This window comes from Alteromonas gracilis, from assembly GCF_036870955.2.
GTDB lineage: Bacteria > Pseudomonadota > Gammaproteobacteria > Enterobacterales > Alteromonadaceae > Alteromonas > Alteromonas gracilis_A.
Map to the genome: position 1 here is coordinate 3930562 of NZ_CP145482.2, position 15433 is coordinate 3945994.

Below are 15433 nucleotides of genomic sequence, written 5' to 3' on the forward strand. Positions count from 1 at the left end.
ACAATTCATCGAAAAGGAGTTTAAGTGATTAACTGTATTAAAGTTATCAAGTATCTCTTAGTCATATTTACCTTGATGCTGCCCGCGATGAGCTTTGCTCAGTCAGTTGATGTTACCAATACAACATTAACGTTAGGCGTGGTTCCGCAGCAGTCGCCCAAACGCATGGCAGAGCTATGGCAGCCGCTTATCGATTATGTAGAAGAATATTCAGGCATAAGAATAGACTTTCAGACCACGAGAGACATTCCCACTTTTGAAGCAAATGTTGCCAAAGGGTCATATGACATTGCTTACATGAACCCCTATCATTTTGTCGTATTTCATGATTCTGTCGGCTATAAAGCACTAGCTCGACAAAAAGACAAAGTCATTAAGGGGATTATCGTTGTTCACAAGAAAAGCGATATTCAACATATTTCTGAACTACAAGACAGCGAAATTGCATTTCCCGCGGCAACCGCTTTTGCCGCGAGCATTATCACCAGCGCAGAACTACGTCGTAACGACGTGCCGTTTATTCCACGCTATGTTAATTCACATGATTCAGTTTATTACGCTGTTCAAAAGGGCTTCTTTAAAGCAGGCGGTGGTATTTTAAGAACGCTCAACGGAATACCTGAAGAAGTCAGGCGCGACATCCGCGTACTGTGGATGAGCGATGGATTTACACCTCATGCTATTGCAACACATCCCAATATGGCACAAAAACACAGACAAGCTATCCTTAATGCATTGATAGCGTTAACAAACGATACAAGTCAGGCCATGATATTAAAAGGGCTCGGATTCAAAGGTTTCATCCCATCTGACGATGACGACTGGGACGACGTAAGAGCTCTTGGAATTAACTCGCTCTCAAGACCTCATTTTTGATAAAGGGACTTATGCGACTATCACTTCAAACCAAGACCATAATAGGCATAGCCACTACTGCCCTCATATTACTGTTGGTACTAGTAATTACGATTTTTAATCTGCTTAACGATTTAGTTGATAATAGTGTAAAAAAGTCAGCCGAAACTTCAGTATCGCTTTTTGTATCAACAACCAAGAATGCTTTTTTAAGCTATGACCTGGCGTCGCTGGAGGCCGACGTATCCGAAATTTTAACTAACCCCAACATCGCGTATGTCAGAGTAAAAGACAAACATGACCGAATTTATATAGAAAGAGGCGATGTAGAGGCATATAGAAGGCCTTTTCGCGAAGACAACGGTGTATCGACAGCCACTGACGGTATATATGATACACGTGCCCCTATTATGGTAGATACAACCTTGTATGGGTTTGTCGAGATTGGTTTAAACATTGCTTCTGTTGCTGATTCGGTTTCTCGTGTTCGTAACTGGACATTAGCCATTGCTTTGGTGGAGTTAATTCTAATTGGGTTGAGCTCGTACATTCTTGGCGCCTACCTGATGTCACATTTAAAACAGCTTCACCAAGGCTCGCTCCATTTAGGGCGTGCTATTGAGAAAAACGACTATAAAGATGTTTTTATTAACGTAAAGGGCAACGATGAACTTAGTGACTTGGCCGAAGCATTTAACCAGTTAGTACAAAAGCTCAAAGAAGAGAACGAGCAGCGTCAACGGGCACAGGATGACTTAACCGAGCTTAACGCACTACTTGAGGTGAAAGTTCAGGATAGGACCGTCCTACTACATCGCAGAAATGCGCAATTAGAAGACGCAAACAAGAACTTGAAAGAAACACAAGTTCAGCTTCTCCAGGCGGAAAAAATGGCGTCTGTTGGCCAACTTGCCGCAGGCGTTGCTCACGAAATCAACAACCCAGTGGGATTTGTCAGCAGCAACATTTCTACGTTATCCGACTACGTTTCTACCTATCAAGTGCTCTTCGCTCAACTAGAAGACATTGCCAATATTGAAGATGACGTAAAACAGAGAAAGGCACTGGTTGAATTCAAAGCCATGCTAAGCAGGCACGACATGGCGTTTATTAATCAAGATATTAGCGAACTATTGCAAGACTCAGAAGAAGGACTAAAACGCGTCGCCGATATTGTAAAAGGACTAAAACTTTTCTCTCGTATCGACACTGATGATATGCAGCCACATAACTTGAACGACTGCGTGCGCACTACACTTGCTATGGTAAATAACCAGCTAAAATACATCTGCACCGTCAACACGCATTTAGGTAGTATTCCAGACGTGCCGATGAATGTGGGGAAAGTGTCGCAAATTATTACGAATTTGCTCATCAACGCAGGGCAAGCTATCGAGAGCACAGAAAAGCAAGGAACAATTACTATAATAACTACAGTTGAAGGTGATTTTGTTAAGCTGGTTATTAAAGATACGGGCTGCGGCATTGAACCCTGCCACTTCGATAAACTCTTCAACCCATTTTTCACTACTAAACCAGAGGGGCAAGGTACCGGACTCGGGTTATCCATTTCATATGGCATAGCACAGGAACATGGCGGCAATCTCTCAGCCTCAAATAATGAAGACGAAGGAAGCAGCTTTGTGTTGACACTACCACTGGCACAAAATGAGCAAGCTGCGAACTCAAATAGTGAGACGTTATGATGCACAACATATTAGTAACAAACTGCGACAGGCGCGAATTGACGTTAAGGACGAAAAACTATGACTGAGCCTAGTTCAGGTACGAATACAGACAAAAGTACAGATAAGAACGTGACCTATACTGTTCTGTTTGTTGATGATGAGCCCAATATCCTGCGCGCCATTAAACGCGCATTGTTTACTATGGATATCACACTTTTGCTTGCTGAAAGTGGCGCTCAGGCACTAGAACTGCTAGAGCAGCATCACGTACACGTTGTTATTTCAGATATGAAAATGCCGCAAATGTCGGGTGCCGAGCTTCTTGAGCAGGTTGCAATAAAATACCCAGAAACGTTTCGTGTTGTGCTGACTGGCTATGCCGATATTGAATCAACAATAAAGGCGGTTAATCAAGGAAAGATCCACCGAGTATATGCAAAAGCCGTGGGACAATCAAGAGCTTGTAGCTTCGGTAGAAGAAGGGCTTGAACGCGTTAAACTTAAAACAGAAAATGAACGCCTGCAAAAGCTTACTCAATTGCAAAACAAAAAACTCAAAGACGTGAACGCGTCGCTAGAACAGATGGTGCATAAGCGCACCCGGCAAATTAGGGCTGCACTCAACAAAATTGAAAAGCACAACCTTGCCATGGAACAGGTTCTATTTAACGTTATCAGTATAAACCCTCATATTAATGGTAAGTTTGCTATTGAAGTGTGTGAGCTTGCAACGAAGTTAGCGCGTTCGGCTCAATTAGAAAAAGAAGAGATAAAACAAATTCGCTATGCAGGCTTAATTTGTGAAATTGGCGTATTAGGGCTTGAAACTGATGACTTCCTTGGCCCCTTCACAAAACTGAATTATCAGCAACAGCAAAACTACCTGTCGCAAACTAAACAAGCCGCACTTATTCTTGCGCCAGCTCATGAACTTCATCCTGTGTCTGAAATTATTGAGTTCCAATTTGAGCATTATAATGGCTCAGGCCTAAATAAAATGGTGGCGAAAGAAATTCCCGTTGGCGCCCGCATTATTGCTATTGCCAGAGACTACTGGCGTTTAGTAACCTAAGCCGAATGACTGGTGCTGAAATGAGTCCGCGCGATGCAAAAATTGAAATGAAGAAGCATAGAAACACCCGTTATGACGGTGAGTTTTTAGATGTGCTGCTCGACGCAGACGACATGTCTACATCAAAACTGCTTAATACTTCGCTTAAGGCATCAGAACTTAAACCTGGTATGGTGCTGTCACAAAACCTCTATAACGATAGCCACATTCTGATTTTACCCGAGGGGCATGTGTTCACAGACTCGACAATACAGAAACTCAATCACTTCGAGCACGAACGTGGCAAAGCGTTTAGCATTCACGTTGAGCCTGAAGAGATGAAAGATGCCGAAGACGGTGAATAGCTGGTAATGAATTAAACGAATTTACGTTTTGCCTTTTATTTGAATGGCACCATCCCCATGATCAATTGAAATGACTTAGCGTCGCTCCCGGTCTTGTGTGTTTAAATGAAAATAGCGACTATTTCTAAAGGCGAGCGTTGATCCCTTGCCTTAATGACTATAAAGGTACCTTGTATGCAACATTTTGATTATATCTGTATTGGAGGAGGCAGTGGTGGTATTGCCTCGGCCAATCGCGCGGCCAAACACGGTAAGAAAGCAGCAATTATTGAAGCGAAAGATATTGGTGGTACCTGTGTAAATGTGGGATGTGTTCCTAAAAAAGCCATGTGGTACGGCGCACAGGTCGCAGAAGCCATTCACAGATATGCACCTGAATATGGCTTCGACGTCTCGGTAAATCATTTTAGTTGGGACAGTTTGATCGCTAGCAGACAAGCGTACATAGAGCGTATTCATGCTTCATACGACAGGGTGTTAACCGCTAATGACGTAACGCTAATCCGTGGATTTGCTAAGTTCATCGACAATAACACCGTTGAAGTAGACGGTGTAAGATACACCGCTGATCACATCACTATTGCTGTTGGCGGACGCCCCATTATTCCAGATGTGCCTGGTGCACAGTATGGTATCGACTCTAACGGCTTCTTCGATTTAAAAGTGCAACCAAAGCGTGCCGTCGTTGTGGGTGCCGGTTACATTGGTGTGGAGCTTGCCGGGGTTCTACATGCATTGGGGACAGAGTCTCACTTAGTGGTTCGTAAGCATGCGCCACTGCGTAATTTCGACCCTCTCATTCATGAAACCTTGGTAGACATGATCCATGCAGAAGGCTGCACTCTGCACAACCACACCAGTGTTGAAAAAGTAGAAAAAGCCGACGATGGCGAACTTTCAGTAACGCTTACCAATGGTGAAGTACTTAAAGCAGATTGCTTAATTTGGGCCATTGGTCGTGAACCTTCTACAGACAAAATAGACATTGAAAATACCGACGTTGAGCTTAATGAGAACGGCACGGTAAAAGTAGACAAATACCAAAATACAACGGCTAAGAATGTGTACGCAGTTGGTGACATTACAGGTGAAGCCGAGTTGACGCCTGTTGCAGTAAAAGCAGGTCGTCTTCTTAGCGAGCGATTGTTTAACAATCAAAAAGACGCGCACATGGATTATTCGATGATCCCGACTGTAGTATTTAGTCACCCGCCAATTGGAACTATTGGGCTTACTGAACCTGAAGCCATTGAGGAGTACGGCGAGGACAACATTAAGGTTTATACCTCAAGCTTCGCGTCTATGTACACCGCGGTAACTCGTCATCGTCAGATGACAAAAATGAAGTTGGTATGTGCAGGTAAAGACGAAAAGGTAGTTGGCCTACACGGTATTGGCCACGGCATGGACGAAATACTGCAAGGTTTTGCTGTTGCAATTAAGATGGGTGCGACAAAGGCTGACTTTGACGCGTGCGTAGCTATTCACCCCACCAGCGCTGAAGAGTTTGTTACTATGTAGGACACATTTTAGACCTTGTACTGCCCTAAATTCTTTGACGCATTTGGGGTAGTACAAGACTTAAGTGATTTTCAGCTTAGACAAGTACACGCTCTAGTTATTACTCATCTCTTCAATGGGTTTCTCTGGACTAACAAGGTCAAAGGTTTGCGCTGCCCATGCCGCATTTATTTTAGTTGGAACAACAAATGCCGTATTGCCGTTAAGTTCCCTGACTTTCATCTCGCTGTCTTCAACCCTTTTAATAAAACCTTGAGGTTGAACAGTATTTGTCACTGGTTCAAATTGCTTGTGTATGTAAAACAGATCACCAAGGTGTAGGCCATGGTTCTCTCCCATATTGACGATAACCCCATCATCGTAGGAAGAGACTATTTGTGCAAAAGGTCTTGAACAGCGTAGTTTTTCATCGATATCAATCACGGCATTTGAAATGCTTTCTAATACAGAACGACCAAAACTAGAACGCCAGAAAATACTAGACGAGATATCAACAACGTCATAGAGACCATATACCCAGTCAGCTTCAGAATGGTATTGCTGTTCGTGTACGATTTCCTGCCTCATTAAATCCACAAGATATACCGAAATAGTGATGTTTCTTCGAGTTGTATTGGTGGATTGGAAACCCTCTTTCTTTACTCGCGTAAAAACGCTTACTTCGTCAACGATACCAAACAGTGCATACTGATATCCAAATTGTCTGGCGAAATATTGGGCGGTTTCGACAAGTTCTGACTTTTTTGTTTTATCGAAGAGAGTCTCTGGCACTAGGTATTTGTTAACAAAGTGAGGCTTTACAATTTCTGTTTGGTCTTCAAGCATTTGCTTAAAACGCTCACCAATATGGTCACCAAGGTCGTAAATTTGGCCGACCGATGCTTGGGACGGATGCTTTATTCGGAACGGAGTAACAAGTACATTTCGCTTATACTTCTCAAAATGACAACTGAAGGACTGAAAGACATCGACCCGTACATTTACGGTAAGAATGTTGTTGTCTATGACTTCTCGTGTAACTTCAGCCCGTCTAATCACGCCTTGCGACTGCAGGATAACTTTGCTGCCAATTAGAAGGCCATTCAAAACGATATCTTGCGAGGACACCATTGCACCTCCCTTGAATGTTGCATCCGCAATAGCGTTTTTAATTGCTATTTCACGCACAGCATCAAGGGGCGCATTGCTTATTTCGACCGACGAAGACCCTTCTATCCAGTTTGCCGAATGCGCCATTCCAAGATATAGAGAGAATAAAGAAAGAAACAAAAATCGGAACATAATGGTCAATTGAAGATTGACAGTAAGCTGCCAATCAATGTTTCTTTTTGATTGTCCTTCATGCGACCCGCACCACTGTATTCTATCCGAGCGTTGCCAAGTTTCGTCGAACTGATAGCGTTATCTGGAAGTATGTCGATTGTTCTTAGTTCACCGGACACACGAATGTATTCTTCACCTTCATTTAACTTTACCCATTTTTCTCCTGCGACTTTTAAGTTTCCGTTGTTGAGCACTTCACGCACAAATACATTGACCACCCCTTCTAGTGTATTGGACTGTGTTGTACTTGAATTGGAGTTAAACGAAGAGTTCTGTTGGTGATTTAGCCCTACATCATCGTCATTCAAAGACAATCGTCCCGCTCTCAATTCAAGGCTACCAAGTTCTAATTCGGATTTTTTATCGCTTTGAAGAGCCTGTTGTTTAGACGCTTTGGTTTCTTCTTCGAGTTGAATCTGAAGCATATCGCCAATTTGATAAACACGTTTGCTGACAAAGATCCCCGTGTACTGGTTCGGATCGAATAAGGAGCCATTTGGCACTCGATGTGGCATAGACATATTCGTCCTAACAGGCGTATAACGCGGGTCATTCATAGACGGTTCTTCCAATTGCTGTTCAATATCTACAGGTTGGTAGTTTGCATTTGGATCAGTCGGTAATGACTTAACGACGTCTTGCTCAGATGAAGGTGGCGTTGCACACCCTAAAAGGAGAAAACATGAGAAAGCTGAACTGGCTACAAGAGTTTTATTGAAGAGGCACATTATAAAATTCCATTTTGTGAAGAATCATCGGATAGGCTCGAAGGCTCATGAAACAACTGGGTTGCAGCGTCTGCAATGTTGCCAACTATAGATTTACCCGTCGCCGCCTCTGTAATCATATTGAGCGAGGAAAAAATCATACCCGACGGTCCGCCCAGGATGTATGAGCCTGCGAGTGAGGCACCACGACTCACTTTCTCGGAGGTCACGGAGGAGTATATATCAGAAACAATTGGAATATGGTTTAGCGCATTAAAAGCATCAAATGCGTCGCCGATATCCAGTCCATTTTCACCAAAAGAGAGTTGCTCGAACGTGGACAGCTGTGTTTCTGGTTCTGCGTTTGTGGTAGCAGTGTCTGTATCAGCAGAGCTGGTCTTCGATGCTTGACTATGGATAAGTTCCGTCATTAACGCGTTTAACAATTGCGATTGAATTTCCGTTTCATTTTCAATTTGTGGAAGGTAGTTCTGCTCTGATTGGGGTGAAAATAACGCTCGCCCTGTTTCTGTGATGTTCGTTAATGTATTTACTGCGTCGTTCAGTTCAGACGGCTCTTGGCTAGACCCACTGTCCGTAAACTGATTTAGAAGGTTTTGAAAAATACTTGGGACATTATCTTGGGTATCTGTTATCGGGGTTTCTATACTTTGGCCAAAGTCAGCTTGCTCAAGAATCCCAGAAATTAAACTTGTCATGAATATCTCCACCTATGTTTGAACACGTGCAGTCTAGGAATATTTCGGAACAAAATATGTGAGTATTTTTTAAATGTTCTTGTTTAGAAAATAGAAACAGTTGGGCTGTACGTGCTGTAGAGAAAGGGCTGCAAGGTAAGTGCTAACATTCGTAAAGAAATGTAAAATTATAAATAACAGCTAAAGATTTATTGAGTATTGCCGAGTTCGCTGGTATTTTTCATGTCGAGAGGTCAATGGTAGGAGATTGACTGCAATCCAAGTCAAATCTCCATTTGAAAGAAAACAAGATTGGATTATTACCATGACTCTTGATCAGCTTCGTGCGTTTGATGCGGTTGTAAAGTACGGCACTGTTCGCGCCGCAAGCCAACATATTTTCAAATCTGCCCCTTCTATTAGTCTATCAATTAAAAGCCTTGAAGAGCATATAGGCGTCAAGCTATTTTCAAGAACTGGTTATCGTTTGGTTTTAACCGAAGACGGTGAATTGCTATATCGCAAAACACAGGAAATTCTTTTCAATGTAACTGAGTTCGGAAGTTTGATTAAAAACAAGAACGTGAGCGCTTACAAACGGCTTTCCTTTGCGTTATGCCCATATACGCCGCTGGCAGTGCAAAAGGCTATCGCCTTGGTGATGAAAAACCATTACCCCAATACAGACTTAGCTTTCACGACTATCCGAGATCAAAGTCCCAGTGAAATGCTTCACGAGTCGGACGTTGATTTTATTTTCACGTCTAATCTTGAGGGTATTGATTCAGGCATGAAGTGCAAATCGATTATTGAAGCTACGCTATTGCCCGTCGCAGTCTCTCAAAGTATTGCCGATAGAAAGTCGAGAATTACTTTGAAGGGAATTTCTGGACCGCTTGGGGCCACTAGAAGCAGTATTTGTGTAGAGAATACCGCTACCCTCAAAGCGCTTTTACACGCTGAAATAGGCTGGTCCATAGTACCTGAGGAGTTGGTCGAAACTGAGTTAAATGACAGCAGTCTTGTTCAAGTCAAACCCAATGTGCCTTGGGTTGACCGGGTAGAGTACTTTGTTATTAGTAAAAGGGACTGTACCAAAAGAAAAATACTTGATGCCCTAGCTGCACTTCTCTTTGAAGATCTGGGAGTTTTGGCTCCAACTGTATAATTCAGAGGCTCCAACGTGCTTAGGAGACAACGTCTCAATTAATGGTTCGCGAGCGTGCGTTGAGGTGCTATTTCATCTTTGACGTGTTCAAAAATGGCTTTAAAAGAAAAAAGCTTAGTGTGTTAATTACCACTAAGCTTTCAATCAGTGAGGATTATTTAACTTGAAAGAGCTGTCTTAGTGTTTTTGTTTAGTAGATATAACACCAAGCACGCTGATACAGAAATTGGCAATGCAAGTGTAAAATATCCGATAGCCGCAAAAGACACGCCAGGTGAATAATTCTCAAAATTATAGTGCCAAAGCAGGTGAACTGTGAAAATCACATACTGGTGTAAAAACACAGTTAAATAAGAATATTTCCAACGCTTGTTGTATGCAGCGATAACGATTACAAATGCTATAAACGAGTAAACGAAATAAATCATTGGTATTTCCCCCTTCTTATATACTGCTGGGAAGGAAAAAGTCTAAGTTTCGCATTTAATTGGGTAGCACTAGACTGAGCATTTTTATTACTCCCAACCTTGACGACGCTACGCACAATTTTAGAACTAAGTCTTCTGTCCATGTAGATATCCTTATTCAGACTAATTTGAACGCTTTGTGATACACAACGCTTATAAAGCAATACAAGACTATCGCTATTTCATCAATTATTTATTAAAACTTAAACACAAGCTTGATTTTACTTAACAAAAGAGGAGGAGATAAAGGCACATAACCTAGTGTTGCATTATGAAAACTTGTGCAGCTATCTTGAAAGCTATTGGGAAATATTACTTGCTCGCACCAAGGGCAAACCAACGAAAGCATATTCAGTCACCAAGACAATAGCCTCTTTCATTAGAAGTAAGTTTCATTTTTGTTCAAGTTTTAACTATGAATAAAGATTAAGTGTTTTACAATCACATGTTCCATTTCGATTCTGCCAGCAGGACTATGTAGTAATGAAAAAAAGAGTCGCTGTTAAAGACCTCAATGTTGGTATGTACGTTGTTCAGGTCACCAAGTCGAACGGCTCGGCGATCATGACTTCAAAAGGCGTTATAAAGCACCTTGGTGCAATTAAAAAACTAAAATCACTTGGGGTTAAAGAAGTTGAAATAGACACCAGCAAGAGCGTGGTAGCGGCAGAAGATCTTTCCCCTGAGACTTCGCCTTCGCAAAACGAAACGCTTGATACGTCGATTGAACGAAACGCTACCCCACTTGCCAGTGAGATGCGTCGTGCTAAGTCGATGTACGCAGATGCGCGCACTGAACTTAAAAACACCTTCGAAACACTCAAGCGCGGTGGCGACATTGACATTGCGCCTTATGAAGACATTGCCAAGGGCTTTTTTGAGTCTGTTTTTAGAAACCAAGACGCATTATTGTGCATGACTAAACTTCAGGACAAAGACAGCTACTTATTCGAGCATTCGCTCAATGTGGCAATATTGCTGGCTATTTTTTCTGTTCACCTTGGCTTTAGTAAACAACTTGGTACCAAACTGACACTCGCGGGCCTTTTGCACGACCTAGGAAAAAGCAAAATTTCAGACGACATCTTGTTTAAGCAAGGAAAACTAAGCAAAGATGAGTTCGAGATCATGAAACTGCACACGGTTTATGGTGAAGATATTCTTTCAAACATGAATGTGGACGACCTTACCAAGCAGATAGCGCTACAGCACCATGAACGACTGTCGGGCAGTGGCTATCCTCATGGACTTATTGCACATCAAATAAATCAATACGTTCGCATGAGCAGTATCGCAGATTCGTATGACGCTATTACCGCCGAGCGAGTTTACAAACCTGCGATATCGTCTGTAGAGGCGCTGCGGCTGCTTCAGCAATCGCAAGGCAAGGAATACGACGATGACTTAATTAACAAGTTTGTAAGAGCCATTGGCCTTTATTCCATTGGCACGGTCGTGTTAATGAAAAGTCAAAAGCTTGCCATTGTTACCGACACGAATTATGAAGCGCCGCTCAAACCAAGTTTAACGGCGTTTTATCACACTAGGTTTAAGCGTCATATTGAACCTAGCCCTATTGCGCTTCAGCTAACGCGAGAAACCGACGCAATTGAAAAGGTGGTAAACGCCGCAGACTACCAACTAGACATTAATCTTCTTATTGAGCGCTTTATTCTCGATAGCTATCGATAAGACTCGGTAAATGTTAGTTCATTAGAAAAACTCTACATCTTGGTAGAGCAAGTCGTCATCTGAATCGTTTTTTGCCTCGCCAGTGTCTTCTTCAAATGCGGTTAATTGTGGCGCTAGACGCGTAAGTATACCTTGCAAGGTGTTGTCTACGTCTTGAATTTCGGCAAGTTCATCACTGGCTTCTAGCTGGCTTTCAATAAGCTGCATAAAGAACGCTTCTTGAACTTCGGTGAGTTCGAGCATATGAAAGCTGTCTTGGATAGACTCAGAAACACTCTTTGCCACCCTGGCTTTTTCTTGCGCTTGACCGATGACTATTTGGCGAATTTGGTCGATAACGCTACTGATATCAGTATGCGTTGCACGTAATGCTTGCTGTTGTCGCAAACTATTAAATCGGGCGTTAATAGCAGGTACGAGTTTCGCTCCCATGTCTAAAATAGCGTCGTGAATAACAGGGTCTTCCCTAGCCACATGCTTAACCAAGAGCGACACGTTTTCATCATTAAGCATCAAGCGTTTGCCAAAGCGATATATACGCCCCTGGTCATGCAAAACCGTGAACACTTTTTCCGTTGTTGCATCGCACGCTGACATGTCGGTATCGTAACTGGTTGTGTCCCTATCATCTCGATATTGAATAGCGGCATGAACACCATTAAACCGCAATGTTGTAAGAATATTTTTAGACATAGCGTGAATGTCGTTACAGGTGTTAAGCGCTGACACAATTTCCATGCCTGTGCCATAAATAGCCGCCTGACTTAATGCCGTTTGTGCAACTTCTCGCGTATCGGCGTTGTCGGCATGCATTTGCTGCATTATCTGTATTTGGTGCTTAGCGCCCAGTACCGTCTCAGTGAAAGGCACAATACTGTATGGCTTAGTGATGTAGTGAGACACACCGGCGTTAAACGCCTCTCGAATGGTATCGTCGTCACTCATCTGCGACACAACAATAACGACAGGAAGTGTTAATGGGTTTGAAGTATCAAGCTGTTCACAAAAAATAGACGCTTTCGTTTTCCCTATTTTCCAGTCAGAAATTACTATACTTATATTATTGTCTTTAAGACATGTGACCGCTTCTAGCATATTACGGGCTGTGTGCACAGTAAAATGCTCACTAAATGCAAGCTCGTATATTTCTACTTGGGTGGCATCTTGTTCAACAATTAACAAATCCATGTCTATATTCCAAAAAGATAGGTTGATAAGTGACGTACCGACAGATAAGCACGCTATACATATGAAATTAGCTCAAATGCGGCAAAATGCGAGTTTCAAAGTATTAAAAAATATTTCAACATGGACAAAAGCGGCGTGCGAGTAATGACTCTTCACTTATAAAAATGAATTTCATAAGGTTTTGTTAGATAAAAATCACGGAAAAGCGTAAGTTTACGCGCGGCGTGACCGCTTGATTTCGCATAAGGATATAACATGAATACACACCACACTCATCACAGCAGAAAAAGTGCTTCTTTGTTTTGGCGAGAGCGGGTGACGCCCATTTTGTTTTTTATGCTAATGCTTGTCGCATGGTGGGTGTTTTTGCGTTACGCGCCATTTGACGCAGCACACAGTACAACGGGCACCTTAAAAGGCACGGCAGACAAGTTTCAGAACACAGAATTGCTGTTTCTTATTGACGCGTTGATAACACTTCCCATCGCCTGCTTACTGTTAATTAAAAACAAGAAAAAAGCATTAATAAAGGGCGTGGCATTAGCATCTCTTGCTCTAGTTGCAGGTAACGTACTTCTGCCTGTTCATATGCAGCAATGGCTACCTGTCATCATGGACGGAAGGTTGATTGTACTTGGCGTCTTCTTATTCCTAGAGGTGATAACCATTCTTAGTATCGTAACCCTTATTCGGACAGAATTTGCTAAAGGGGTTGATTTAGACAGCGCAATATTAAGAAGTGTAGCCACGTTTATTCCAAGCGGTATGTTACGACAAATAATGTGGTTTGAAGGCAGAATGTGGTCGTGCTTACTGATGTCAAAAAAGCTTTCTACGCTCCCCCTAAAAGGCGACGTACACTTTTCTTATTGGAACAAAGATGGCGCACACTCTAACGCCTTCGGCTTTATCATTATCATGGCTGTTGAATTACCCATTGCTCACGTATTACTTCATTTTATGTGGTCGCCCTTCGCAGCCAATGTAGTTACGGGCCTTTCAATATTGGGGCTGCTGTTTTTTGTTGCCGAACACAATGCAATGAAACTCAGACCCATTTCTTTGTTGTTTAATGAGGGCACTACTCCTACGTTAATTATTCGCTACGGTTTGAGCAACCCTATCGAAATTCCAATTAGCAACATATCGAGCGTTTCACCTCATGGTGAATACGTAAAGCGGGCCTCTCACCGTAAGCGGTTTAATTACGCAGGCGTACCCAATGTGAAGATAAAACTAGCATCAAGCGAAACACTCGTCACCGAGTACTATGTAGGTGTGGATGACCCGCAGCAGCTTATAAAAGCCCTTAACAGCTATCAATAACCATCAAAAAAGGGCTTCATTATAGAAGCCCTTTTTTTAGCTATTTTATATTAGCGGTTTCGACCATATTGTTCATGGGACGACACCCAGTCTGATGAACTGATTGCCGATGCCAGCGAGATTTCACCTACTAATACTACTGACGCAACTATTTCAGCAAACTTATACACGCGGTCACGTCCATAGCAATCAAGTAGTTCTAAACATTCACGCTGAGTACCAATACCCGTACCACCACCGTACGTTGCAACAATCAATGATGGAATGGTGATAGACACATGTAGATCACCTTCTTCCGTGAGCTCAGAGTACATCATAGCGGCCGACGATTCAGATACGTTAGCGACGTCTTGCCCAGTGGCGATAAACATGGCAGTAATGCCGTTAGGGGAATGAAGACCCGTATTGTTAACGCCAGACAAGAACGACCCCACGCCTGCGACACGACCGTGATAATCAATTTGCTTAGGCTCTACACGCATTACCTCTAGTAAATGCTCTCGTTTAATTGTGGCTTCTGCGGTAACGCGTTTACCACGGGTTCGCATAATATTAATCTGAGATGCTTTTTTGTCAGTTGCGAAGTTAGACTCTAGATAGAAGTTTTCGATACCTTCATAGTGATCTAATATCCAACCGCACGCAGCGAATGTGGCTCGACCAACCATGTTTTGACCCGCGGCATCACCCGTTCTAAAGTTAAAACGTAAGAATGCAAATTTATTAGAAAGGAAGTGGTCAATATAAGTAAGCTTTGCCACGCTTGACGTTGCTTCCGCCTCCTCTTTTATCTTATCGAAGTTCTCTTTTACCCACTTCACAAAGTCACGAGCGCCGCGGGCATTATCAAAAATGAAGACAGGAGCTCGCTGCATGGCATCGTCTACTACCGTGGCTGTCACGCCGCCGCTCATATTAAGTAATTTCATGCCGCGATTGTAAGACGCGACCAAGGTGCCTTCAGTGGTGGCTAGTGGTACAACAAACTCGCCTTTAGCATGCTCACCATTAATTTTTAATGGACCTAGCTATACCAATTGGTACCTGGGCGACACCGATAAAGTGTTCGATATTGCCTTTCAATTCTTGTGGGTCAATGGAGTATTTACCCACATGATTTATTTTCTTATCTGTGGCGCTTTCGAAATATTCTTGACGTGTTTTTATAATTGACTCGCCATAGTCATCCATATCATCACGAGGAATAAACGCACTGCGCTCACCCGCCGCGGTAATATTATCTTCTACTTCAAACTTTAATTTTCCGAACGGTGAGGCTGAAAAGCAAATACCAAGCTTGCGCTTTTCAGGGCACGGCGCTTCATCAATATCAAGATGCACCGTAATAGTTTGACGCAATCCAAATGGCTTACCTTCAGACTTG

General features: G+C 42.7%; 13 protein-coding genes and 1 pseudogene. 9 read left to right on the top strand and 5 right to left on the bottom strand.

The genetic code is table 11. The features are described from left to right. The first annotated feature begins 24 nt into the window (after positions 1-24). The 6 genes from V6N89_RS18920 to gorA all read left to right on the top strand — a co-directional run bounded on the left by V6N89_RS18920 (position 25) and on the right by gorA (position 5480). Positions 25-876, top strand: coding sequence for a phosphate/phosphite/phosphonate ABC transporter substrate-binding protein (locus tag V6N89_RS18920; RefSeq protein WP_338518966.1), 852 nt, complete (start codon positions 25-27; stop codon positions 874-876). Positions 877-887: 11 nt separating this feature from the next. Further along, on the top strand, positions 888-2561 hold the full coding sequence (locus V6N89_RS18925; protein ID WP_338518967.1) for a sensor histidine kinase: 1674 nt from the start codon (positions 888-890) through the stop codon (positions 2559-2561). A 60-nt stretch (positions 2562-2621) separates the two neighbouring features. Beyond that, a complete protein-coding gene (locus tag V6N89_RS18930) occupies positions 2622-3032 on the top strand; it encodes a response regulator (RefSeq protein ID WP_338518968.1) in 411 nt (136 codons plus the stop codon). Beyond that, positions 2977-3615, top strand: a complete 639-nt coding sequence (locus tag V6N89_RS18935; RefSeq protein ID WP_338518969.1) for an HD-GYP domain-containing protein — start codon at positions 2977-2979, stop codon at positions 3613-3615. Before V6N89_RS18930 ends, V6N89_RS18935 begins: the two co-directional genes overlap by 56 nt. Before the next feature lie 20 nt (positions 3616-3635). Further along, a complete protein-coding gene (locus V6N89_RS18940; RefSeq protein ID WP_338518970.1) occupies positions 3636-3959 on the top strand; it encodes a hypothetical protein in 324 nt (107 codons plus the stop codon). A gap of 174 nt (positions 3960-4133) precedes the next feature. Then, entirely contained in the window at positions 4134-5480 is a 1347-nt protein-coding gene (gorA, locus tag V6N89_RS18945; RefSeq protein ID WP_346993099.1) for a glutathione-disulfide reductase, read from the top strand. A gap of 93 nt (positions 5481-5573) precedes the next feature. On the opposite strand, the gene V6N89_RS18950 is transcribed toward gorA, so the two are convergent. The 3 genes from V6N89_RS18950 to V6N89_RS18960 are packed head-to-tail and all read right to left on the bottom strand — an operon-like array spanning position 5574 to position 8229. Continuing rightward, on the bottom strand, positions 5574-6761 hold the full coding sequence (locus V6N89_RS18950; RefSeq protein ID WP_338518971.1) for a flagellar assembly protein T N-terminal domain-containing protein: 1188 nt from the start codon (positions 6759-6761) through the stop codon (positions 5574-5576). Positions 6762-6766: 5 nt separating this feature from the next. Then, complete coding sequence (locus V6N89_RS18955) at positions 6767-7531, bottom strand: flagellar basal body L-ring protein FlgH (RefSeq protein ID WP_338518972.1); 765 nt, start codon at positions 7529-7531, stop codon at positions 6767-6769. After that, positions 7531-8229, bottom strand: coding sequence for a hypothetical protein (locus tag V6N89_RS18960; RefSeq protein WP_338518973.1), 699 nt, complete (start codon positions 8227-8229; stop codon positions 7531-7533). The genes V6N89_RS18955 and V6N89_RS18960 overlap by 1 nt, the downstream gene beginning before the upstream one ends. Before the next feature lie 247 nt (positions 8230-8476). Here V6N89_RS18960 and V6N89_RS18965 point away from each other — a divergent pair, with 247 nt between their 5' ends. Both V6N89_RS18965 and V6N89_RS18970 read left to right on the top strand, forming a co-directional pair. Beyond that, a complete protein-coding gene (locus V6N89_RS18965; protein WP_338518974.1) occupies positions 8477-9376 on the top strand; it encodes a LysR family transcriptional regulator in 900 nt (299 codons plus the stop codon). Positions 9377-10326: 950 nt separating this feature from the next. Then, positions 10327-11535 carry an HD-GYP domain-containing protein gene (locus V6N89_RS18970; RefSeq protein WP_338518975.1) on the top strand — a complete coding sequence of 403 codons (1209 nt, stop codon included), beginning with the start codon at positions 10327-10329 and terminating at the stop codon, positions 11533-11535. Between the two features lie 21 nt (positions 11536-11556). On the opposite strand, the gene V6N89_RS18975 is transcribed toward V6N89_RS18970, so the two are convergent. Next, positions 11557-12723 carry a response regulator gene (locus V6N89_RS18975; RefSeq protein WP_338518976.1) on the bottom strand — a complete coding sequence of 389 codons (1167 nt, stop codon included), beginning with the start codon at positions 12721-12723 and terminating at the stop codon, positions 11557-11559. A gap of 255 nt (positions 12724-12978) precedes the next feature. On the opposite strand from V6N89_RS18975, the gene V6N89_RS18980 reads away from it, so the two are divergent. After that, the gene (locus V6N89_RS18980; RefSeq protein ID WP_338518977.1) at positions 12979-14049 is read left to right on the top strand and encodes a hypothetical protein; all 1071 of its coding nucleotides are present in this window, start codon (positions 12979-12981) and stop codon (positions 14047-14049) included. A gap of 50 nt (positions 14050-14099) precedes the next feature. On the opposite strand, the pseudogene V6N89_RS18985 reads toward V6N89_RS18980, so the two are convergent. Continuing rightward, positions 14100-15240 (bottom strand): annotated as a pseudogene (locus tag V6N89_RS18985) (hydroxymethylglutaryl-CoA reductase). Positions 15241-15433 lie beyond the last annotated feature (193 nt).

Bases quoted from the DNA above. Each gene is read 5' to 3' on its own strand.
- V6N89_RS18925 (WP_338518967.1), top strand. From the start codon at position 888: ATGCGACTATCACTTCAAACCAAGACCATAATAGGCATAGCCACTACT.
- V6N89_RS18930 (WP_338518968.1), top strand. From the start codon at position 2,622: ATGACTGAGCCTAGTTCAGGTACGAATACAGACAAAAGTACAGATAAG.
- V6N89_RS18935 (WP_338518969.1), top strand. From the start codon at position 2,977: ATGCAAAAGCCGTGGGACAATCAAGAGCTTGTAGCTTCGGTAGAAGAA.
- V6N89_RS18940 (WP_338518970.1), top strand. From the start codon at position 3,636: ATGAGTCCGCGCGATGCAAAAATTGAAATGAAGAAGCATAGAAACACC.
- gorA (WP_346993099.1), top strand. From the start codon at position 4,134: ATGCAACATTTTGATTATATCTGTATTGGAGGAGGCAGTGGTGGTATT.
- V6N89_RS18950 (WP_338518971.1), bottom strand. From the start codon at position 6,761: ATGTTCCGATTTTTGTTTCTTTCTTTATTCTCTCTATATCTTGGAATG.
- V6N89_RS18955 (WP_338518972.1), bottom strand. From the start codon at position 7,531: ATGTGCCTCTTCAATAAAACTCTTGTAGCCAGTTCAGCTTTCTCATGT.
- V6N89_RS18960 (WP_338518973.1), bottom strand. From the start codon at position 8,229: ATGACAAGTTTAATTTCTGGGATTCTTGAGCAAGCTGACTTTGGCCAA.
- V6N89_RS18970 (WP_338518975.1), top strand. From the start codon at position 10,327: ATGAAAAAAAGAGTCGCTGTTAAAGACCTCAATGTTGGTATGTACGTT.
- V6N89_RS18975 (WP_338518976.1), bottom strand. From the start codon at position 12,723: ATGGATTTGTTAATTGTTGAACAAGATGCCACCCAAGTAGAAATATAC.
- V6N89_RS18980 (WP_338518977.1), top strand. From the start codon at position 12,979: ATGAATACACACCACACTCATCACAGCAGAAAAAGTGCTTCTTTGTTT.